Origin of the sequence: Yoonia tamlensis (assembly GCF_900115105.1) — a bacterium.
Taxonomy (GTDB): Bacteria; Pseudomonadota; Alphaproteobacteria; order Rhodobacterales; family Rhodobacteraceae; genus Yoonia; species Yoonia tamlensis.
In genome coordinates this window covers 436772-459664 of the sequence record NZ_FOYP01000002.1, presented here as the reverse complement: position 1 = coordinate 459664, position 22893 = coordinate 436772, and the positions used below count along the sequence as shown (strand labels likewise).

The 22893-nt window shown below is 58.1% G+C and carries 21 protein-coding genes; 13 read left to right on the top strand and 8 right to left on the bottom strand.

Annotation, left to right across the window (positions count from 1 at the left end; all coding sequences use genetic code 11):
* The first annotated feature begins 13 nt into the window (after window positions 1-13).
* From leuS to holA, 3 genes are read left to right on the top strand one after another with little or no spacing between them, the layout of a single operon-like run.
* Complete coding sequence (gene leuS, locus BM320_RS14100; protein ID WP_090201326.1) at window positions 14-2542, top strand: leucine--tRNA ligase; 2529 nt, start codon at window positions 14-16, stop codon at window positions 2540-2542.
* On the top strand, window positions 2532-3017 hold the full coding sequence (gene lptE, locus BM320_RS14095; RefSeq protein WP_242651064.1) for an LPS assembly lipoprotein LptE: 486 nt from the start codon (window positions 2532-2534) through the stop codon (window positions 3015-3017). Before leuS ends, lptE begins: the two co-directional genes overlap by 11 nt.
* A complete protein-coding gene (gene holA / locus BM320_RS14090; protein WP_090201324.1) occupies window positions 3014-4039 on the top strand; it encodes a DNA polymerase III subunit delta in 1026 nt (341 codons plus the stop codon). The genes lptE and holA overlap by 4 nt, the downstream gene beginning before the upstream one ends.
* Before the next feature lie 54 nt (window positions 4040-4093).
* Here the strand turns inward: holA and BM320_RS14085 are convergent, their stop codons facing one another.
* The 6 genes from BM320_RS14085 to BM320_RS14060 form a co-directional block, all read right to left on the bottom strand.
* Entirely contained in the window at window positions 4094-4309 is a 216-nt protein-coding gene (locus tag BM320_RS14085; RefSeq protein ID WP_090201322.1) for a hypothetical protein, read from the bottom strand.
* A gap of 104 nt (window positions 4310-4413) precedes the next feature.
* A complete protein-coding gene (locus tag BM320_RS14080; RefSeq protein WP_090201321.1) occupies window positions 4414-5067 on the bottom strand; it encodes a YjbF family lipoprotein in 654 nt (217 codons plus the stop codon).
* Entirely contained in the window at window positions 5064-7184 is a 2121-nt protein-coding gene (locus BM320_RS14075) for a YjbH domain-containing protein (protein ID WP_090201319.1), read from the bottom strand. The genes BM320_RS14080 and BM320_RS14075 overlap by 4 nt, the downstream gene beginning before the upstream one ends.
* Before the next feature lie 54 nt (window positions 7185-7238).
* Entirely contained in the window at window positions 7239-8405 is a 1167-nt protein-coding gene (locus tag BM320_RS14070; RefSeq protein ID WP_090201317.1) for a TIGR03862 family flavoprotein, read from the bottom strand.
* Entirely contained in the window at window positions 8402-9034 is a 633-nt protein-coding gene (locus BM320_RS14065; protein ID WP_090201316.1) for an enoyl-CoA hydratase/isomerase family protein, read from the bottom strand. Before BM320_RS14065 ends, BM320_RS14070 begins: the two co-directional genes overlap by 4 nt.
* On the bottom strand, window positions 9031-9780 hold the full coding sequence (locus tag BM320_RS14060; RefSeq protein WP_090201314.1) for an SDR family oxidoreductase: 750 nt from the start codon (window positions 9778-9780) through the stop codon (window positions 9031-9033). The genes BM320_RS14065 and BM320_RS14060 overlap by 4 nt, the downstream gene beginning before the upstream one ends.
* Before the next feature lie 127 nt (window positions 9781-9907).
* On the opposite strand from BM320_RS14060, the gene BM320_RS14055 reads away from it, so the two are divergent.
* The 8 genes from BM320_RS14055 (at window position 9908) to lpxK (ending at window position 19271) form a co-directional block, all read left to right on the top strand.
* On the top strand, window positions 9908-11407 hold the full coding sequence (locus BM320_RS14055) for a DUF2125 domain-containing protein (protein ID WP_090201313.1): 1500 nt from the start codon (window positions 9908-9910) through the stop codon (window positions 11405-11407).
* A gap of 73 nt (window positions 11408-11480) precedes the next feature.
* Window positions 11481-13013: a DUF2125 domain-containing protein gene (locus BM320_RS14050; protein WP_090201311.1), complete on the top strand. Its 1533-nt coding sequence runs from the start codon at window positions 11481-11483 to the stop codon at window positions 13011-13013.
* A gap of 74 nt (window positions 13014-13087) precedes the next feature.
* Complete coding sequence (locus BM320_RS14045) at window positions 13088-14611, top strand: hypothetical protein (RefSeq protein WP_131802427.1); 1524 nt, start codon at window positions 13088-13090, stop codon at window positions 14609-14611.
* 52 nt (window positions 14612-14663) lie between these two features.
* Window positions 14664-16010: a TldD/PmbA family protein gene (locus BM320_RS14040; RefSeq protein ID WP_090201577.1), complete on the top strand. Its 1347-nt coding sequence runs from the start codon at window positions 14664-14666 to the stop codon at window positions 16008-16010.
* On the top strand, window positions 15997-16788 hold the full coding sequence (locus BM320_RS14035; RefSeq protein ID WP_090201308.1) for a 3'(2'),5'-bisphosphate nucleotidase CysQ: 792 nt from the start codon (window positions 15997-15999) through the stop codon (window positions 16786-16788). Before BM320_RS14040 ends, BM320_RS14035 begins: the two co-directional genes overlap by 14 nt.
* Before the next feature lie 36 nt (window positions 16789-16824).
* Window positions 16825-17070 (top strand): DUF4170 domain-containing protein, encoded by a 246-nt coding sequence (locus tag BM320_RS14030; protein ID WP_090201307.1) that lies wholly within the window; start codon window positions 16825-16827, stop codon window positions 17068-17070.
* A gap of 17 nt (window positions 17071-17087) precedes the next feature.
* A complete protein-coding gene (locus tag BM320_RS14025; protein WP_090201305.1) occupies window positions 17088-18284 on the top strand; it encodes a 3-deoxy-D-manno-octulosonic acid transferase in 1197 nt (398 codons plus the stop codon).
* The gene (lpxK, locus tag BM320_RS14020; protein WP_090201303.1) at window positions 18285-19271 is read left to right on the top strand and encodes a tetraacyldisaccharide 4'-kinase; all 987 of its coding nucleotides are present in this window, start codon (window positions 18285-18287) and stop codon (window positions 19269-19271) included. It begins immediately after the preceding gene.
* Between the two features lie 48 nt (window positions 19272-19319).
* On the opposite strand, the gene BM320_RS14015 is transcribed toward lpxK, so the two are convergent.
* Window positions 19320-19985 (bottom strand): DsbA family protein, encoded by a 666-nt coding sequence (locus tag BM320_RS14015; RefSeq protein ID WP_090201301.1) that lies wholly within the window; start codon window positions 19983-19985, stop codon window positions 19320-19322.
* On the bottom strand, window positions 19975-20508 hold the full coding sequence (locus tag BM320_RS14010; RefSeq protein WP_090201300.1) for a DUF721 domain-containing protein: 534 nt from the start codon (window positions 20506-20508) through the stop codon (window positions 19975-19977). The genes BM320_RS14015 and BM320_RS14010 overlap by 11 nt, the downstream gene beginning before the upstream one ends.
* 68 nt (window positions 20509-20576) lie before the next feature.
* Between BM320_RS14010 and mutY the strand changes: the two genes are divergently transcribed.
* Complete coding sequence (mutY, locus tag BM320_RS14005) at window positions 20577-21629, top strand: A/G-specific adenine glycosylase (protein ID WP_090201298.1); 1053 nt, start codon at window positions 20577-20579, stop codon at window positions 21627-21629.
* Window positions 21630-21677: 48 nt separating this feature from the next.
* A complete protein-coding gene (locus tag BM320_RS14000) occupies window positions 21678-22799 on the top strand; it encodes an alkane 1-monooxygenase (protein WP_090201297.1) in 1122 nt (373 codons plus the stop codon).
* Window positions 22800-22893: the final 94 nt, after the last annotated feature.

Sequence of the window (22893 nt, the reverse complement as noted above, 5' to 3'; positions counted from 1 at the left end):
AAGACCCGATCCCATGACTTCCTACACGCCCGCCGATATCGAAGCGAAATGGCAATCCGCATGGGCCGACGCCCAGACATTTCTGGCTGTGCGCAGCGACGACAAGCCAAAGTATTACGTGCTAGAGATGTTCCCCTACCCGTCGGGCCGCATCCACATGGGCCATGTGCGCAACTATACGATGGGCGATGTGATCGCGCGCTATAAACTGGCCACAGGCCACAACGTGCTGCACCCGATGGGCTGGGACGCATTCGGGATGCCTGCGGAAAACGCCGCGATGGCATCGGGCGGCCATCCCAAGGATTGGACCTACAACAATATCGCCGACATGAAAGCGCAGATGAAACCGCTGGGCCTGTCCATCGACTGGACCCGCGAATTTGCGACCTGCGACCCTGAATATTATGGCCAGCAACAGGCCCTGTTCATTGATTTCCTGTCCAAAGGGCTGATCTATCGCAAAAAGGCCGTGGTGAACTGGGATCCGGTCGACATGACCGTTCTGGCGAACGAACAGGTCATCGACGGCAAAGGCTGGCGTTCGGGCGCCGAGGTCGAGCGCCGCGAGTTGGTGCAATGGTTTTTCAAGATCAGCGACCATTCCGAAGAACTGCTCACCGCCATTGATAGCCTTGATGACTGGCCGGCCAAGGTCAAATTGATGCAAGCCAACTGGATCGGCAAATCGCGCGGGCTACAGTTCGCGTTTGAGCGCACCGACGGCGGCGAAATCGAAGTATATACCACCCGCCCCGACACATTGCTGGGCGCGTCATTTGTCGGCATTTCACCGGACCACCCGTTGGCCAAAGAACTGGAAGCCAAGGACGATAAGGTCGCAGCCTTCTGCACCGAATGCCGCAAAGGCGGCACCACCGCCGAAGCCATCGAAAAGGCTGAAAAGCTGGGCTATGACACCGGATTGACCGTGAAACATCCACTTGATGGGTCCGAACTGCCTGTCTATATCGCGAATTTCGTTCTGATGGATTACGGGACCGGCGCGATTTTCGGCTGCCCCGCGCATGATCAACGCGACTTTGACTTTGCAAGTAAATACGGGCTGCCGATCACCGCAACATTCCTGCCCGATGCGGATGCAGACACAGCACTGACAGAGGCCTACACGCCCGCGAAATCAGAAACAGTCACCTATGTCAAAGGTTTCGCTGGCGACACCGTCCAGACAGGCGACGCCGCCGTCGACGCCGCGATTGCCCATTGCGAGGCGAACGGGATTGGCCAAGGCGTCACCAAATTCCGCCTGCGCGATTGGGGTCTGTCCCGCCAGCGCTATTGGGGCTGCCCGATTCCGATCGTGCATTGTGACGACTGCGGCGCCGTGCCTGAAAAGAAAGAAAACCTGCCGATTGAATTGCCCTACGATGTGACGTTTGACATCCCTGGCAACCCGCTTGACCGTCACCCGACATGGCGCAACTGCGCTTGCCCGTCTTGCGGAAAACCCGCCCAGCGTGAAACCGACACGATGGATACATTCGTCGATTCCAGCTGGTACTACGCGCGGTTTACAGCGCCAAACGCAGACACCCCGACCGATCTGGATGACGCCGCCTATTGGATGAACGTCGACCAATATATCGGCGGGATCGAACATGCGATTCTGCACCTGCTTTACAGCCGCTTCTTTTCGCGCGCGATGCGTATGACGGGGCACCTTCCGCAAGGCTGCGAAGAGCCGTTCAATGCCCTGTTCACCCAAGGCATGGTGACGCACGAGATTTACCAGACCACCGGCACCGATGGCCGCCCGACCTATCACTTCCCCGAGGATGTGAAAGACGGGAAACTGGCAGACGGTACCGCGGTTGAAATCATCCCCTCTGCGAAAATGTCGAAATCGAAAAAAAACGTGGTCGACCCCGACGACATTCTTGCCAAATTCGGCGCTGATACCGCGCGTTGGTTCGTGCTATCCGACAGCCCGCCAGAACGGGACGTTGAATGGACTGCATCTGGCGCAGAAGCCACGCATAAACACCTGTCGCGCGTGTTCCGCATTGCGGGTGATATCGCGGCGATGGAAGACGGCGCAGGTCAAGGCGATGATGATTTGTTGCGCGCCATGCATAAGGCGATTCACGATGTGACGATGGGTGTCGAAACATTTGGGTTTAACGCCGCAATTGCAAAGCTTTACGGGTTCACTGCTGTGATTTCCAAATCCAAAGCCGGAAAACCCGCCAAGACCCAAGCCATGCGCACCCTTGCGCAACTGATGTCCCCGATGACCCCGCATTTGTCCGAAGAAATCTGGGCGCTCTTGGGCGGCGAAGGTTTGATTGCGACAACCCCGTGGCCCGTTGCAGACGAGGCCATGTTGGTTGAAGATACCGTCACGATGCCGATCCAGATCAATGGTAAGCGGCGCGGCGAAATTCAGGTTGCCGCAGATGCCAGCAAAGCCGCAATTGAAGCTATCGTGATGGACCACCACGCCGTGCAAAAGGCGCTGGACGGCGGCGCGCCAAAGAAACTGATCATTGTACCGGGACGGATTGTGAACATTGTCATCTAACCTGCCATCGCGTCGTTTTGCCATCCTCGGGCTTTTGGCCTTGGGTGGCTGCGGTTTTGCGCCTGTCTATGGCAATGGAACCGGATTGCGGGGCCTGATCGCATTCGAGACAGATGAAACCGTTGCGGGCTACCGGTTTGGCGCGCAGCTTGAAGAACGGCTGGGGCTGGCAACGGCCCCGCGCTATCTTTTGCGGGTCACACAAACCCGCGCACAGCGCAGCGCCGCCATCGCCGAGGACGGCGACACAACGCGTTATAACGTGACCGGAACCGCGCGCTGGACCCTGACAGATAGCGCAAGCAGCGAAGAGGTCGCGCAGGGGCAGGTTGACGCGTTCACCAGCTATTCTGCAACCGGGTCAACCGTCGCGACCCAAACTGCAACAGTGGATGCCGACGCGCGGTTATCGGTTATTCTGGCCGATATGGTTGTGGACCGCCTTTTGATCCTTGAACCGCAGTTAACGCCATGAAGCTGTCAGGTGCTGCCGCTACAGCCTATTGCCGCAAGCCTGACCCAACCCATACGGGGCTGCTGATTTTTGGCGCTGACCCGATGCGCGTGGCCGAAAAACGCCAGCAGGCAATTGCCGCGCTGATCGGTCCCGATGGCGAAGACGAAATGCGGCTCACCCGCTTGCCCGCCACGGATTTGCGCAAGGATCCGGCGCTGCTTGATGATGCGCTTAAGGCGCAAGGGTTCTTCCCTGGTCACCGCGTTGCCTTTGTCGAAGACGCCACCGATGTCACCGCCGCCAAGGCGATCACAGCCGCATTGGTCGATTGGAAACCGGGCGATGCGCAGATTGTCGTGACCGCCGGACAATTGACGGCCAAATCGGCCCTGCGCAAGCTGTTTGAAAACCATCGTAACGCCATGGCAATCGGGATTTATGACGACCCGCCGTCGATGGATGACATTGAACGCGGGTTAAAACAGGCGGGAATCGCGCAGCCCGAACGCGATGTCATGGATGCGCTGATGGCGCTGGCCACATCGCTTGAACCCGGCGATTTCCGGCAGACGTTGGAAAAGATCAACCTGTACAAGCTGGGCGACGACAGCCCGTTGACCGTCACCGAAGTCACGCGCAATGCACCGCAATCAGCCGAGGTTGACGTGGATGACGTGCTAGAGGTCGTGGCGCTTGGGCAGGCTGATCGGCTTGGTCCGGTGTTGGCCAGCCTTTACGCGCAAGGGGTCACGCCTGTGGCGCTGTGTATCGGCGCGATGCGTCATTTCCGGCGGCTCCACGCTGCTGCGTCTGATCCTGGTGGTCCGGCTGCAGGGGTTGGCCGGTTACGCCCGCCTGTGTTTGGGCCACGCCGCGATAAGATCGTTCGCCAAGCCAGCCATTGGGGCCGCCCGCGACTGGAACGCGCGCTCACGGCGCTGACGGATGTCGATCTGCAACTGCGCTCGGCCAGCACTGCACCACAAGGCCCGCTGATGGAGCGCACGCTTTTGCGGCTGGCCATGATGGCGCGGCGCTAAACGAAAAAGGCAGACGCGCGGGTCTGCCTTTCATCTTGATCGGATCACCCGAAATTAATCTTCGTCGTCGCCCAGTTGTGACGCAATCAAAAGCGCCGCAATCACACCAATGACAATAAATGCGCTGTTGACAGAAGAGCCGGCAGGGGCCGGTTCTGCGGCAACCTCGACCGGTGCGTCCATGACGGGTGCGGTCATGCCGCCTGCCTGAGCGGAAACAGCGGAAACAGCCAATGCAGCTGCGGCGGCAAGTGTCGTTGTAAGGCGCATATCGGTACTCCAATTCATGCAGGGGTGGTGTGCCACATCGTGGCGGTCCACATACCCCTAACTAAATCAGGGCAAAATGCGAAAACCAAGCGCTTTGAATGCGTCTAGAAAACGTCAATTTGCAGGTAGCCGGCGTCAGGCGATACGGCCTGCAGGCTGCGGATGATGCTGTTTTGCCGGCCAACCCAATAAATATTGGTAAAAGTCAGCGCATCTCCGGTGCAGACCTCTTTGAAACGCGTGGTTTCAAAGGTGATTGCTTCACGGGTGATCTGCTCACTTCCCTCGGATTCGATGCTACATTGCAACAGTACAGCCGATATCCCGTCCTGATCCGTGATATAGTCCTGCCGCCGTTCGGCACTGCCGCCGCCATTTGTGATGGCGTCCCATGATTGCGTCACATCCGAACCCAACAGATCGCGTGGCAATCCGCGTGTCGCGACAAGCAATCCGTTTTCAAACGTCATGCTGATATTACTTTGGCCGATCCATGTCGTGCGCGCACCATTTTGGGCGACCTGCATCAACGAGACCCACGCACCTTGGTCACGGATATTGACCCGCACATACTTGCCCGGATTGGCGAGCATTTCTTCGGCCGGGACCAGCGCGTTTTCAGGTGCTGCGGGTGCCGCCTCCTGACCGGTAATCATCCCCGTGATCCGTGCGCCAATGCCGCTTTGGCCAAGCGATCCGCAAGACGCCAAAGCAAGAAACGCGCCCAAGGCTGCGCCCGTTTTCAACAGATATGTCATCGCCAGAACCGTCCCCAAGTATCATTCAGATCATCACGGTGCGCGTCGCGTACGATGTCATACAAACGCCCGTCAATATTCAACATCGCGCCACCGTCACCCACGCGTGAACGCAAAGTGGCGCCATAATCCTTGCGGCTGGGTGATCCGGTCAGGAAATCCTGCGGGATCGAAATCCGCACGCCCTTGTTATAGGACCCGTCACCGAAATCTTCGTAATTGACCTCTGTTTGGCTCACATAGGCGCTGATTTCGACGCCGTTATCATATTCGCGCGCCAATGTGATCTTGCCACCCCAATCGCCCGCAAGATACCGCCCCACGTCAAGCTGCGAATGATACCCGCCGCCGAAATCGTAATAGGCAGATACATGTCCGGTCAGCACGTCGTAATCATATTCGTCAAAGCCGAACCCCATGTCGGTATCGCGCTGCGCCACATAGTTCAGTTCGGCACCAAGCCCGAAGCTGCTGTCGACAGGTTTCCACAACAGTTCCGTCGATATACCGCCATACATGGATTCAAGATAGCCCGCGCTGACGCGGCTATAAAGATTTGGGCCTGGCCGCCCGTAATGGGTGATCGCAAGGCTTTGCAGCACCGGCACCCCGTCATCACCATAAAACCCGCCATCGGTCCGAACGTTCTGCAATTGCGGGGTTGAATCCACCACAGGATCAAGCCCGTCATTTTTCAACAGACTTTGCACAATTGCGCCCGAAATAACCGTTTGCGGTGAAATCCTGTATTGCGCCTGCAATTTGATGCCCCCGTCAACCGACATCCCGCCGTCAGAGCCAAGCGAGCTGAGCGCGAAATAGGGGCTGAACCCCCATGAAAAGGCCGGCGTTTGCGGTGCAATTTCGGTGAGCCCCGCATCTGTGCCCGCATCAGAGAATTGCGCGCGTGCGAACATCGCCTCAGAGGCGCCGCCGCGGTTTTCAAGCGCCTCAAGATCACTGCGCCGGATCGTCGTCGCCGAAAGCGGAATACCGCGCTGTTCAGGTTCAAGGATAAAGGTTTCGACCGCGCCAGGCATGATTTGCGTCATCATCCGTGACACGCGGCCCAATGCCTGTGCCTGTGACCGGTAGCGGTTGTTTTCATAGCGTACACGTGCCGTCGTGTCGGTGATTTCCAGCCCTGTCAGGCGGATACCTTCAACATCCAAGAGCGCCTGTAGCGCAGCCTGCAAGGCCGCCGGAGGCAGTGCGCTGCGGTCCCATGTCTGGGCAGCACGCGCGTTTTCGCTGCGCACTTTGATCGGCGCGGGCGCACCTTCGATACCGCTCATGCCAGGACGGTTGTTGGCATTCAGGACAAATGTGCCGGACAGCGAAACCGCGCTGCCGTGCAGCGACGCGAGCGTCAGCTGCACACCATCAAGCGGCCGGTAGGTCACGCCAAAATTATAAGGGCTGCTGACATCCAGAACGGGGGCGTAGGCCTCTTGGGGGTAAGCGATGGATGAATATTCCGCCAAAACGCCCCATTTGTCGTTGATCTGATAGGACGCGCCGCCAAAAAACGCGGCATCCCCTGCGAACCACTGGTCGGTGGCAAGCTGCCCTTCGGGGGTGGTTTCATCAAACGTGGGTCGGGTCGGGCGGCTGCCAATCGGGTTATCAAACCCGCCGTGTGTGCCCATGGCGCCCCAGCCAAGCCCCGCTGTCACAGCCAGATTGTCACCGATCGATTTTGTAGCCACCACATATTCGGACTGGAACCGCCCGGGATTCAAAAAGTCGCGCATCCCGATCGCCACTGCCGGCATATATTCGGATTCGTTGATCAACCGGTATTGCAGGCTAAATGACCGTTCAAATTCGCCTTCGTCGATCCCGATGCCAGTGCCGTCATAAATATCTGCGACAGTCAGGCTTGCGCTACCCGACAGCCGGTCGGTCAACTGCCCTGCAAAATTCAGCCGGAACAACCCATCGCGCAGCACAATCGTGCTGGCAATTTCGCCTTCAGGAGCGCTTTGCGCGATGGGCATATCGACCAGCCCCGGCAAGCCGAACTGCCCATAGTTCAAATCAGCAGTTTGCGCCGTGGCCGGATTGCAAATCACTGTTGTCAAAGCGGTTGTCGCAAGAAATGCTTTTGCTCGCATAATCGGTACTCCGTACTGGCGTTAAGCGTGTCTAACCCGCCGCCCGAAAGAATGCTACAGCCCTGCTGCGTATTCTCTTGCGCCCTGTGCAGCTTTTGCACCGGTAGCCAGACACGCCGTGATCAGATAACCGCCTGTCGGTGCTTCCCAATCAAGCATTTCGCCTGCGCAAAACACGCCCGGACGATTGCGCAGCATAAACCCTGTGGTCAGCGCATCAAAACGCAATCCGCCAGCGGTTGATATCGCCTCGTCCATCGGGCGCGGGCCGCGATGTGCAACGGGCAGCGATTTGATCAGGGGCGCGATGTCATCGGGAAACGGGCGGCCAAATTCGGACATTAGCGCAATCCGCACCGGATCAAGCTTCAGCACCTTGCGCAGATGATTGGAAAGACTGGTTTTGCCGCGCGGTTTCGACAATGCCGCGCGCACGCGCGCCAGCGGCCAATCGGGCAGCAAGTCAACATGTAAATCTGCGCCCGTGCGCAGCGCCCGCGACAGCATATATATCCCGCCACCTTCCAGCCCGCGCGCGGAAATCACGCATTCCCCGCGTGTTTCTTGCGCACCAGCCGTCAGCTTGACCGCCTTGACGGGCGCGCCAAAGTGGCGCTGCATGTGATCCGACCAGTCAACCAGTATCCCCATATTCGCCGGCGCAAACGGGGCAAGATCATCTGCCGCGAAATGCTGCACCCATGCACCATTCGACCCTAACTTTGCCCAACTCGCCCCACCCAGCGCAAGGATTGTGACCTTGGCAGACACGGTCTGCCGCCCTGCGGGCGTATCAAAAACCGCCACGTTTTCCTGCCAGCCTTGCCAGTGCCAGCGCGTGCGCAGTTTCACGCCCAAACCGTCAAGCCGCGCAAGCCATGCGCGCAGCAATGGCGATGCTTTCATGGCGACCGGAAACAGCCGTCCGGTTGATCCGGCAAAACAGGGCTGGCCCAGTCCCTTTGCCCAATCCGCCACCGCATCGGGGCCAAAATCTGCCAGCGCGGCACGCAACTGCGGCGGTGCAGCACCAAAGGCCGCCAGAAAATCATCCATTGGTTCCATTTTGGTCAGGTTCAGACCCGACTTTCCCGCCATCAGGAATTTGCGCCCGACCGACGGCATTGCATCGGCAATCGTCACCGCAAACCCAGCTTTGCCCAGCGCTTCGGCAGCCATTAATCCGGCAGGGCCCGCCCCAATCACCAGCGCATCTGTCACGTTGCAAGACCGCCGCGCTGTGCCGGAACCATGGCTTTGATCCGTGCGATATGGGCAGGCTGTGCTGCCATGACATCGCGGGTCAGCGTATCAACCGCGTCGGGCAGCGCGTCGGCTGGCACGATGCGATCAACCAGCCCCCATTGCAGCGCCTCTTGGGCCGTGATCTTTTGGCCTGCCATCAGGATCATCTTGGCACGCGCCGGCCCGACAAGTGCGGCCAACCGTGCCGGATCAGACGGCTGCGGCAAATAACCAAGCTTCATCACCGGATAAAAGAATTTTGCCTCCGGCACCGCAATCCGCAGATCACAGGCCAGAACCATGCCCATCGCCCCGCCAGCCACAGTCCCGTTTAGCGCGGCAACCGTCAGGCCGGGCAGCGCGGCCACAGCATTAGACAACTGTTCCCAGACCGGATCGACCGCCAGCCCCGCGCGCGCCTGATCAAGATCGGCGCCCGCACTAAAAACAGTGCCTGTTCCGGTAAAAACCACAGCTTTTGCGGGGGTCGCACGCTGCGCGATTTCGGCCAGTTCAGCCAGCATATCGCGGGTCAACGCGCCCGCCTTTTCGGGGCGGTCAATGGTTATGCGCCACAGATCGCCGGTGACTGCGTATCGGATCATACCAGCCCGACCTGTTCGCGGATTGATTGTTCGCGCAGGCTGACGTCCTGCCCCAGATAGGTATCTGCCGCGGGGGTACACATCCAAGCGAGCGTTTTTGCAGGCCATTCGGGCGGGATGTGATCGGACCAGTCAAGTTGGCTGACCGCGTTCACCCCCGAAGCCTTGATCGTGCGCTGCATCTGTGTCGCCACGGTCCCCGGCGAAAGACCCAGGATCCGTACGCCCTTGGCGCGGTTTTCCAGATCTGCCCCACGGGTCAACATGAACGCCCCCGCCTTGGAACTGCAATAGGCCGTCCAGCCTTCGACGGGACCGTGGGCTGCGCCGGATGATATATTGATGATCGTGCCGTGTCCTTGGGCAATCATGCCCGGAAGTGCTGCGCGCATCCCGTACATCACACCCTTGAGATTGATATCAATCGCACGCGCCCATGCATCGGGGTCGGCATCGGCCAGATCACCGATCGGGTCCACAACGCCCGCGTTGTTGATCAAAATATCCAGCCCGCCGAATGTCTGCGCGGTCGCGTTCACGGCGGCCTCTATTTCGGCATGGCGCGACACATCACAAGGAATCGCCAGCGCCTTTTCCCCGATTTCCCCCGCGATCACCGCGATTTCATCCGTGCTGCGCGCGACAAGCGCGACATTTGCACCGCGTGCGGCAAATTCACGGGCGGTTGCGGCGCCAATACCCCTGCTTGCGCCAGTAATAAGTAGGGTTTTCCCGACCAAATCCATATTTTTCACGGCGATCCCTTCCGATACGCAATTTTGGTGATTAAGCTAATGTTCGATACCCGAACAGTGGCACGACTTGCCCCTACCGCACAAGAATCGGGACTGATTACAACGAAAGGGAATTGGAATGAACTATTCAATGAAATTGCGCAGCGCCGTTTGTGTTTCTGCATTGGTTGCCGGTGGCGCCGCACATGCTGATGTCACAGCCCAAGAAGTCTGGGACAGCTGGAAAGAACAGATGGGCATGTTTGCAGAAACAGACATCATCATCGAATCAGAAGAAATGTCCGGCGACACATTGGTTGTGAGCGGGCTTTCCGTCACGGCGCAATCCCCCGAGATAAGCACCAACTACAGCATCGACGAAATCCGCTTTACCGAAGACGGCGGATCGGTTGTTGTGACGATGTCCGAATCCTACCCGATCACGATGACGCCCGAAGGCGGTGTGGTTATCACGCTCGAAGCTATTAACGCCGGTCTTGAACTGGTCGTTTCCGGTGACGCCGATGCAATGACCTATGAAATGTCCGCCGACAGCATTTCTATCGGGCTCAAGGATATTGTTGACGGTGGCATGACATTTACCGGCGACGCGGTGATCACATTGAATGATCTTGCCGGTAATTACACTACCACCAAAACCGACCTGCTGACTGTTGGCTATGACATGAGCATCGCTTCGATGGATCTGCTGGTTGATATCCAGATCCCCGGTGGTGAAGGCGAATATGTGACCGGCGGCGGCAAGATCACCGGTATGAACATGCTCGCAACCGTGGCGATGCCGCTTGATGCCGATTTCGAAGACCCCGAAATGCTATTTGCGAACGGCTTTGCAATTGATGGCGGCTATACCGTCGAAGGCGCGGATTACATTTTTGATGTCAACGCCGACGGTGACCAGATCGCAGGTTCGATCACAATGGGCACGACACAATTCGCCATCGCGGCAAACAGCGCTGCGGTTGCCTATGACGTTTCCGCAAAAGATGTTGCAGTAGCAGCCACCGGTTCCGAAGTGCCGTTCCCGATTGAACTTTCCTTCGCGGAATATGGCATTGGTATTGAAATGCCGCTTGGCAAATCCGACAAGCCTGAAAACTTCCGTGCAAGCATTTCACTGGTTGATATGGCCATCAATGAAATGATCTGGAGCATGATCGACGCGGGCGGCGTATTGCCACATGATCCTGCGACATTGCAGATCGCATTGTCCGGCACCGCCCAGCCAATGATCAATATGATGAACCCTGCGGAACAAGCCACGCTTTCGCCTGGCAACCTTCCGTTTGAACTGAACACGTTGTCGCTTGATACGCTGAACGTATCTGTTGCTGGTGCCGCTGTCACCGGTGCGGGTGATTTCACCTTTGATCCGACAGATACGCAGACATTTGCGCCATTGCCACGCCCCGAAGGCGAAGTTGCGATCAAGGTCAACGGCCTGAACCAGCTGATCGACAATCTGATCGCCATGGGTCTGGTCCCCGAAGAACAGGTCATGGGCCCACGCATGATGATCGGCATGTTCGCACAAACCACCGGCGAGGATCAGCTTGAAACCGCCCTAGAGGTGAATGGCGAAGGTCATGTTCTCGTTAATGGACAACGCGTAAAATAAGCGCCATAGATGTCAATGAAGGGCGCGCCGGGCAACCGACGCGCCTTTTTGTTTTTAAGCCAAAGGATAATTCGTGACCCATCGCTATGCCCTTCCCGCCATCATTGCCGCCCTCGGCACCCCTGCATTTGCTGACATCACCGCTGATGATGTTTGGGCAAACCAGAACGCGCTCTTTACGGCTTTCGGGCTGCAGGTCTCTGCGGATCGCACCCGCGAAGGGTCGACCGTTTTTGTAAACGATATGGTCATGACCTATGCCCTGCCAATGGGATTTGGTGAAATCTCGGTCAGCATGCCCCCCATGACGATGGAGGACCACGCTGATGGCACCGTCACAACGAAATTTCCGAAATCGCTGGATTACACGGTGGTGGCGGCAATACCACTGGTCCGGGCAGAACCGTACCAAGCTACAATGAACGTGCAGCAATCGGACATGCAGATGACGGCCAGCGGCGAACCGGGCACGATCACATATGAAAGCGTCGCGGGCGCCGGAACCGCGTCCCTGACATCAGCGTCTATATTTCCCGAAGTCGCCGAAATGGTTTTCGGCTTCACCGTCAACAGCGGCGGGCATACGGTCGTTTCAACAGTCACCGAAGGCGAAATGATCACGATCAGCTCTGAATATGTTATAGAACCAATGACATATGAAACCGTTACAGATTTTGGCGAAGGGCAATCAACCAACAAATCCAATGTCGGCCGCATGCAGGCATCCACAAACGCCGCGCTCCCTGCCGAAGGGTTTGATCTGTTGAACCTCGCCCCTGCGTTACGCGCGGGCATGTTCATGCAAAGCACGCAAACAACAGAATCTGTGCAAGCCGAACAGGTCACAATGGCGAACGGCCAAACGATCATGGCCCTTGCGCACCGTTGCGGGCCGGCGACCTATGATTTTGGTCTTTCCGATCAAGGGCTGGTGTTTTCCGGAATCGGTGAAGGCTGCGAGATTTCAGTCCAGGAAACCCAAGCGACCCAGATGGCGGGAATTCCCGGCGCGATCGATATTTTGGTCGGTGCCACTGTGGCTGACATCATCATCCCGCTGCTTAAATCGGACACGGCCCAAACCGCGCGTTATCACATTGCCTTTGATGATCTCACCATTTCCGAAAATATCTGGAACATGGTCGACCCCGATCAGGCGCTTGACCGCGATCCAATCGCAATGAACATCGATCTGTCGGCCGGTGTGACCCATAATGTCGAATGGCTTGATGTTCTGAACATCGAAAACGAACTGATGGCCCTGCAGTTCCCCGTTGAATTGCATGAACTGCGCATTGATGCCTTTGATATCTCTGGTGTTGGCGCGTTGCTTGCGGCAACGGGCGCGTTTGCGTTCGATATGACCGATCTGCAATCATTTGGCGGCATTCCACGCCCCGAAGGTCAGGCAGAGGTAAAACTTAACGGCTTGAACCAGCTAATCGACAAGCTGATTGCCATCGGTCTTGTCCCCGAAGAACAGGTCATGGGTCCGCGCATGATGATCGGCATGTTTGCGCAGACAACCGGCGAAGACCAGCTTGAAACCACCCTAGAGGTGGATGGCCAAGGGCAGGTTCACGTGAATGGACAACGCGTGAAATAGCCGCCATAGTTGCAACCGCAGGGCGCGCCGGGCAACCAGCGCGCCCTTTTTTGTTTGTAATCATAGGATTTTTCGTGACACGCCGCTATTCCCTGCCCGCCATCCTTGCCGTTATCGGCGCACCCGCAATCGCTGATATTACCGCTGATGATGTCTGGGCGAGCCAAAGCGCGCTATTGGACGTTTTGGGCATTTCGCTCGATGCGGATATTTCGCGCACAGATAACTTTGTTTTCTATGAAAATGTCGCGGTTTCCTATGCGTTTCCCATGTATTTCGGGACATTCCGCATGGCTGCACCACCAATGACAATGGTAGAAGAAACAGACGGAACCGTTACGATCATCACCCCCAAGACAATGGATTATGACGCAGTCGCCGATTTTGACGGATCGCTCGGGGTCGTGATGACCTTGGACATAACCGTACAGGCCGAAGCGTTCCAAACCACAGCCAGCGGCACGCCAAAGCAAATAACCTATACACAATCAAGCGGCCCGACAGAGATATTCGCATCCATCCGGACACAGGATGTGATGTATGACGTATCCTCTGAAATGACCTTTGATATGTCCAGCGAAGGCTTTACCGCGACAACCACTGTTTCTGACGGCGCGCAGTTTGAAATTCGCAATAGCACCGCTTCACTGCCTTCTCATTTGGTTTTCGATGATGAGGGATTTGACGGTGTTAGTTCACAATCCGAAGATCATTTTGGCGCAGAAGACGTTCAATTCAGCATGACGATCCCCAAGATCGGGCTTGATGCGCTGAATTTGACGGCGGCTTTGCGCGCGGGGCTTGCGACCCAAATCATCTATCAAAGCGCGTCCTTGTCGACCAAGGAAACGACGTTCTTTAACGGGCGGCCCAGCTATGAATTTGAAGTCACAAGAGGCGCAGCAGAATCCCGTTTGGATCTGTCGCAAGACGGTATCAGCATTGGTATCACTGTCGATGACGCGGACGTATTGATCTTAGACGCGTTCACTTCAGACTGGGGCGGCAAATTTGCATTCGACCGCGCCACGGTGGATGTGCAGGCTCCGGTTCTGGCGTCAGATGCACCACAAACTGCTGCTGTGCGCCTGAACGGAAATAACATTACCATTGCCGATGAAACATGGGCGCGGCTTAACCCGGAAATGACCATCGCCCGCGATCCGATGAACATTGCAATTGATCTGACCGCAGGTGTTTCGTCACCGATTGAATGGCTCGACTTTCTGAATGTCGAAGACGCGTTGATGATCCAGCAAAACCCTGTCGCGCTGCATGAATTACAGCTTAACAGCTTTGACATTTCCGGCGCGGGTGCAGCGATTGCGGCGACGGGTGCGTTTACCTTTGACATGGCTGATCTGGATACCTTTGACGGTATTCCGCGCCCGACAGGTGCCGCGGGCGCGACGATGTCGGGTGTGCATGAACTGCTTGATACATTGATCGCCATGGACCTGCTGGACGCCGACGAAGCCTTTGGCATGCGCATGGCGGTTGGTATGTTCTCGCGCGATGATGGCAACGGAACGCTGACCACTGCCGTCGAAATTGATGAGACAGGCAGCGTGCATGTGAACGGCGAGCGTATCAGATAGGCTTGCAGCATTAGGCGCGGCGCATTAGGTCATGGGGAACAAAGGATTGCCGATGACCCAGCCACTTTCCGACCTGACCCAGCAGCTTTTGGATGCGGCCCGCCGCGCAGGTGCAGATAGCGCCGATGCGATTGCAGTGGACGGCACATCCGTGTCGATTGATGTGCGCGCAGGTGCGCTTGAACATGCAGAACGGTCCGAAGGCGTGGATATCGGCCTACGCGTCTTTGTCGGGCAGCGGCAGGCATGTGTGTCATCATCCGACACCAAACCGGATACTTTGATCCAAGTTGCCGAACGCGCCGTTGCAATGGCCAAAGAAGCGCCCGAAGACCCATACGCGGGTCTGGCGGACCCTGCGCAACTGGCGACCGATCTTGAAACCGCGCGGTTGGAATTATTTGATCCCAGCCAAGAGCCAGACCCTGCCGCATTGCAAGACACCGCCGCAAGGGCCGAGGCCGCCGCCCTGCGCAACAAGGGCATCAGCCAGGTACAATCCGCATCAGCAGGGTACAGCCGCCGCCGCATTCATCTGTCGGCCACCAACGGATTTTCCGCAGGCTACGCACGCACCGACAGCGGGCTTTCATGTGTTGCGATCAGCGGCACAGGTGCCGCGATGGAACGTGACTATGATTACGACAGCCGTGTGTTTCAGGCCGATCTGCGCGACGCCGATGAAATCGGCACAATCGCAGCAGCCCGCGCAGTCGAACGTAGTGGCGCGCGCAAACCCAAAACCGGTGCCTATCCGGTGTTGTTTGACGAACGCATCGCCAGCGGGCTGATCGGCCATTTGTTGCAAGCAACCAACGGCATGATGATCGCGCGCGGGTCCAGCTGGCTGCGCAATGCGCGCGGTGAACAGGTGCTGCCCAAGGGGCTGTCGGTCATCGAAAACCCGCACCGCGCCCGCGTCACCGGATCAAAACTGTTCGATGCCGAAGGCCTGCCAACATCACAGCGCGCGATTGTCGATGACGGGGTTTTGACGGGCTGGACGCTCGACCTTGCTACCGCGCGCCAATTGGGGCTGCAAAGCACCGCAAATGCCGCGCGCGGCACGGGCGCGCCACCAAATCCGAGCCTGACAAACATTGCCCTGACCCAAGGGGACCAGTCCCGCAATGATCTGATCAAACAGATGGGCACAGGGTTGCTGGTCACGTCGATGATCGGATCCACGATCAACCCCAACACGGGCGATTATTCGCGCGGGGCATCGGGGTTTTGGGTTGAAAACGGTGAAATCACCTATGCGGTGAATGAATGCACCGTCGCGGGCAACCTGCGCGACATGCTGATGTCGATTACCCCCGCAAATGACGGGCGCGCGCATCTGTCGCGGGTGGTGCCGTCGCTGCTTGTCGAAGGGCTCACCCTTGCCGGAGACTGATCTTGCGCTTTTGACAGCGGCCGCCCGTCAGGCGGGCGACATTGCCATGCGGTATTTCCGGCGGAACCCCGCAGTCACCGACAAACCCGGCGGTGCGGGCCCCGTGACCGAGGCGGATTTGGCCGTGGATCATATGCTGTCTGAAACGCTGTGCGACGCGCGGCAAGATTATGGCTGGCTGTCCGAGGAAACCGAGGACACCCGCCACCGCATCACAACGCAGCGCCAGTTTGTGGTTGATCCCATTGATGGCACACGTGAATTCATCGAAGGCGGCAAAGATTGGTCGCACGCGCTGGCCATTGTCGAAAACGGCCAAGTCACTGCGGCAGCAGTCTTTTTACCTGCGCGCGAACTTATGTTTGCCGCGACACTGGACGGCGGGGCGACCCTGAACGGGGCACCTATCGGCGCATCTGCGGCACAATTGGACGGGGCAACCGTGCTGGGCGCCAAGCCGAATTTTGAAGGCCGCTTTTGGCGCGACGGGATCACACCGCCGGTCAAACGGGTGTTCCGGTCATCGCTTGCCTACCGGCTTTGTCTGGTGGCCCAAGGACGGTTTGACGCAATGATCACATTGCGGCCCAGTTGGGAATGGGACATCGCCGCTGGCGCGCTGATTGCCGCAGAGGCCGGCGCGCGCGTCACAGACCAGCATGGCGCAATCTTGCGGTTCAACAACCACGACCCCAAAGTCCCCGGCGTTCTTGCGGCCGGACCCGATTTGCACAGCAATCTTGCCGAGCTGCTTGAGCCGCGCCCCGCAAACCCCTAGACTGCGCGCAATCGCAATTTTCACAAAGGTTTCCGCATGACCCAGCGCCTGCATCTCGTTTTCGGTGGCGAACTGATCGATCCAACAAAGAACGCATTCAAGGATGTCGACGCGATCGACATTGTTGGCATGTTTCCAAACTATGAAACGGCCTATAATGCGTGGAAAGCCGCGGCTCAACGGACCGTTGACAACGCACACATGCGCTATTTCATCGCCCATATCCACCGCCTGCGGGACGAAGAAATTGCGGCCTCTTCGACCGAAGAGCTGGGCAACTAGGCCCTTTGGATAGATAAATGGCACGATCCCTTTCCATCGCGGCTTTTTTGGCAAGCCGGGGGTCGGCCGACCAACCTACACGCCTGCTGGCGTACCCCGCGCGCCCTGACGGCGTAGTGATCTGGGCGCGCTGTTCCCACCCCGATCAGTTGACCGCAATTGAAACGCTGGGCCGCAAGGTTACCGTTGACGGCGACCCGATTACAATCATCCCCACGATCCGTGAATGGACCCATGCCATCGGCGGTCGCGCGATCCAGGAACCGCGCAGCAAACACACGATCCGCGAATTTATCGACCATTGGAAACCCACCATGGGCATATGGGTGCGCGGCGATCTTGACCCTTTGCTGATGGATGAAATGCGCGCCGCGAAGATGCATTGCATTCTGGTTGATGCTAATGGTGACGGGCTTGAACAGGTCACAGGCGGCTGGGTGCCGGGCGCGATGCGGTCGTTGCTTTCGCAATTCGAGGCGATTCTTGCGCTTGACCAGAATGCTGCTGATCGCCTGACCCGCGCGGGCACCCCGCCCGAAACAATCATCGTTTCCGGCGCAATGGAAGACTGCCCGCCCCCCTTGTCTTGCGATGAAACCGACCGTCAGGCCCTTGCCAGTGCGATCGGCACCCGCCCGACATGGCTTGCCGCTGCCGCGCATCTGGCCGAGCTTGACGACCTGAGCCGCGCGCACAAGCAGGCCAGCCGCCGCGCACACCGGCTGTTGTTTGTCATCGCACCGCGCAATCCGAACGATGCTTCTGCCTTTGCCGATGAAATGCGCGCTAAAGGTTTTTATGTTGATATGCGGTCACAAACCCCGCTGCCGACTGAACTGACCCAAGTCTATGTGATCGACACAGATGATGATCTCGGGCTTTGGTACCGCATCGCACCGATCACATTTATCGGCGGCACGCTGCGGGGCGGGGGTTGCCGCGATCCGTTCGAGGCAACCGCGCTAGGGTCTGCGGTGCTATATGGCCCGTTGGTCGCCCCGTTCCAACGGCACGCCGCGCGCCTGAACGCTGCGGGCGCGTCGCGGCTGATCCGCAGCAGCAGCGACTTGGGCGCGATTGTGGAAATCCTGCTTGCGGTTGATAAGACAGCCGAACTGGCGCATGCCGCATGGGATGTGACATCGCGCGGGGCGATCGTCAGCAACCGTATCGCCGATTACATCCGCCTGCGACTGGAAGAATTGGGGCATTAGATGCGCGCACCTTTGTTTTGGTTTACTGCCCCCGACCACCCCGCCATCGCGGCGCGGCTGCTGGCACCTTTGGCCGCAATCTATGCTGGGCTGACCGCGCGGCGCTTGCGCAGGCCGCCCGATGTGCGCGCCAATGTGCCGGTGATTTGCATCGGCAATATCAACGCGGGCGGCACCGGAAAAACACCAACGACGATTGCGTTGATTGAACGGCTGCGCGCACGGGGACGCACCCCGCATGTGGTGACGCGCGGCTATGGCGGGGCGCTGGCGGGGCCTATTCAGGTGGATGAACGCAAACATAAGGCGCATGAAACCGGAGACGAGCCGCTGCTGCTTGCCGCTTTTGCCCCGACATGGGTATCCAAGGATCGCGCCGCAGGGGTGGCTGCCGCGCAAACCGCCGGTGCTGATGTTATCTTGCTTGATGACGGATTCCAAAACCCGAGCGTCGCCAAGGACCTGTCGATCGTTGTTGTCGACGCGATGCGCGGCTTTGGCAACGGGCGGGTGATCCCCGCAGGGCCATTGCGTGAACCCGTTGATACGGGGCTGGCGCGGGCGGATTTTGTGTTGTCTATAGGGTCTAACAAGGCCCAGAACGGTTTTTCGCAGACTTGGGCGGTTGACCTGCCGCATCTGCGCGGGGCGCTAGAACCGCTGCCAACGGGGATGCCTTGGCAGGGGTTGCGCCTGCTTGCCTTTGCCGGGATCGGCCACCCTGAAAAATTCTTTATGACATTGCGCGACATGGGCGCCGACGTGATCCGCGCCGAGGCGCTGGCGGATCACCAACCGCTGACAGACGCATTGATGAAACGGCTCGAGATCGAAGCCCATACCCGCAACGCGCAGCTTGTGACCACCGAAAAAGACGCAGTACGCCTGCCCGATAGTTTTCGGATGAAGGTGATTACCCTGCCCGTGCGCCTAAGCATCGCGGATTGGGCACCGCTGGATGCGGCTTTTGATCGGCTTGGGCTTTAACGCAAAAAGGCGGGCACAAGGCCCGCCCTTTTTTAGATGCCCGCCGGTTTAACCCAGCTTTTCATCTAGAATTTCCGCGAATTCATCATAGCTCATGTTCGAATAGTTTTCACCGTCGATCAGAAAGCTTGGCGTTGATGAAATATTGTCGCGCTCAGCGTTCTCCTGATACCATGTATAAAGCGCCTCTGCCTTTGCGGCGTCGCTCAGGCAGGCATCAAGCGCAGCATCATCCAGACCGGCAGTTTTGCCCAGACGGCGCAACTCTTCGATGATGATCGCCGGATCACCACTGGCCAGCCAATTGCGCTGCTCTTCATAAAGCACATCAGAAAATGCAAAGAAGAAATCAGGATTATCGGTGCAACGCGCCACCATAGAAGCCCAAAGGCCAGGGCGGTCGAAATAGACTTCACGATACACAAACCGGATTTTATTGGTATCAATGTAGTTTGTTTTCAACAGCTTGTGCTGGTTGGCGTTAAAGCTGGCGCAATGCGGACAGGTGAATGATGCGTATTCAATCACCTCAAGGTTGGCCATCGGGTTGCCTTGCACCATTTCCAAAACTTCGGGCAATGCACCGGTTGCGTCTTGGGCGGTTGCGGCGCCGGGCAATAGCCCCGTTTGCTGATTGCGCGGCATCAGGCCAAGGCCCGCACCGACCGTCAAAATGGCTGCACCACCGGTCGCCAGTAAAGTTCTACGTTTCATGTTCACCTCTGCTCAGGGTTTTGTTTTTTGATAGGACATTTGCGCCCAGCGCGGCAAGCGCTGCACGTAATTCTTCGCTTTGCACGGGGCCGGCCAGCGATTGTGCCGCAGCGCAGACATCCGGGCTTGGCACAGCGCGCGTTTTCGGGGCGGGGGCAAAGGCCACGCGCCCTTCGGAAAATCCGGTCGGGGCGGTTTGGGTGATGCGCACGCGGGCAATCGCGCGGTAGCCGTAACAGGCATTCACCTTTTCGCGGATCTGTTCTTTTTGCATTTCCAGCATCGGGGCCTGCGCGCCCGTGGTCAAGAGCGTCAGGGTCGCGCCCATGCCGCCCTTGCCGTAGCTGACGGTCACCGGTGTCGCGATTTTGGCAGTGGCTTCGCCCACAACTTCGGACCAATGGGTTAACAGACGCGTCACCGCAAAGCCGCGCTCTTCGCTCGCAGAGCGGATGCGGGTTTGCATCAACGTCGCCGCACGGGAAAACCCGCGCGTGGTGCCAGTGTGGCGTGGCTGTTTCATATCTGATCTTTACTGTATGTGAACGGTTGCGCCAAGTCAGCGCCTTCGTTGTGAAAGGTAAATAACCATTGCGTGACATCAGTTTGCAGCTTTTGGCGTGGTATGACGCGAATGCGCGCGAAATGCCGTGGCGGGTGCCACCGAACGCGCGCCAGAACGGCACGCTGCCCGACCCCTATGCTGTCTGGATGTCAGAGGTCATGTTGCAGCAAACCACCGTGGCCGCAGTGCGCGAATACCATAATAAATTCATGGCACTATGGCCCAGCGTCCATGATATGGCAGCAGCGGATGATGCTGATGTCATGGCGGCCTGGGCGGGGCTTGGATATTATGCGCGCGCGCGCAATCTGTTGAAATGCGCCCGCGCGGTTGTGGCTGACCATGGCGGTGTCTTTCCGGCGGATTATGCGGTGCTTTTGACGCTGCCGGGAATCGGCCCCTATACCGCCGCAGCGATTGCGTCGATTGCGTTTGACCTGCCCGAAACCGTTGTCGACGGGAATGTCGAACGGGTGATGGCACGGCTGTTTGATATCCACGACCCGCTGCCGAAGTCCAAACCTGTTCTCACCGCGCGCGCCAAACAGTTAACGCCGGACACGCGCCCCGGCGACTATGCCCAAGCGGTAATGGACCTAGGCGCGACGATCTGCACACCGCGCAACCCGTCTTGCGGTGCGTGTCCTTGGCAGCAACCCTGCGCCGCAAATGCCGCGGGCACGGCGGCGGAATTACCCAAGAAAACCCCAAAGAAAAAGACACCGACGCGGCACGGCATTGCCTATGTTGTGCAGCGCGCGGACGGGGCGCTGCTGCTTGAAACCCGCCCCGCAAGCGGGTTGCTTGGCGGGATGCTGGGCTGGCCCGGATCAGAATGGGGCGATGCGCCCGAGCCTGCCCCGCCACTGGACGCAAATTGGCAAACGTTGAACGAACAGGCACGGCATACATTCACGCATTTCCACCTGCGGCTAACGGTGATGGTGGCCAAGGTCGACGCGCGAGCACAGGCGCGGCGCGGCAGCTTTGTCGCGGCGCCTGATTTTGACGCTGGCGCGCTGCCCACCGCAATGCGCAAGGTTTTTGACATAGCCGCCCCGACGCTACGCAACACTTGAGCGCGCAGCACGCGCTGCATAAGGTTTCGAACAACCAAGAGGTGCCCCATGCCGATCAACAAGATATCCGCCGCGCTGCCGTTCTGGCTGTCACTGGTCCTGATCCCGATAGCGGTGATTGCCGCGGTCTATGGCGGTTGGGCGATCGCGCTTTTGCCGCTGTGTACGTGGTTCTTGTTCAGTTTTCTGGATTTCCTGCTGGGCCTGAACCTGCAAAACAACGACCCGCAAACTGACGTCAAAGACCTGTTTTGGTATCGGGCGATCACGTTGATCTGGGTGCCGCTGCAATTGATCACGATCTTCGGGATCATGGCCTATGTCACTACCGCCTGGCATTTGGGATTGGTGGCGCAATGGGCACTTTTTGCGGGGCTGGGGATTTTATCGGGCACAATCGGGATCAATTACAGCCATGAACTGATGCATCAAAAACCCAAGCTGGAGCGCTGGCTGGGGGATATCTTGCTCGGTTCTGTGCTATACGGGCATTTCCGGTCGGAACATCTATTGGTGCATCACCGCTATGTCGGCACGCCACGCGATCCGGTGACGGCGCGCTATGGGGAATCCTTTTACCGCTTTTTCCCGCGCGTGTTGTGGCAATGTTTGAATTCTGCATTTACGGCGGAAAAGGCGATGCTGGCGCGCAAAAAACTGCCGTGGCACCACAAATCAAACCCCTTTTGGCGGTTTTGGGCGCTTGAGATCGGCTTTGCGGTCCTCGCATGGGCCATTGCTGGCTGGTGGGGTGTGTTTTTGTTCGCGACGCAAGCGTTTTGGGCAGTGTTCCAGCTAGAGCTGGTCAATTACGTTGAACATTACGCGCTTACGCGCAAACATCTGGGCGATGGCAAATACGAACACGTCAAACCGCATCATTCGTGGAATGCGGCACATAAGGCGTCGAACTGGTTGCTGATCAATTTGCAGCGCCATTCCGATCATCATTACAAACCCGACCGGCGGTTTCCGCTGCTGCAAACCTATTCCGATGCAGACGCCCCGCAATTGCCGTTTGGTTATCCTGTGATGACGATGGCGGCACTGGTTCCGCCGATCTGGCGCAGGGTGATGCACCCGCGGGTCAAAGGCTGGCGCGCGACCTACTACCCTGAAATCACGGATTGGGGTCCATATAAATCGGCAAGCAACCCGCTACCAAAGTAGGGTGGATCAAGATCCACCTTACGGGATAAAAAAACCCGCCGTACAAAGACGGCGGGCAAAGTTCGTAATTGCAGCCCCTGCCACCATGGCAGGG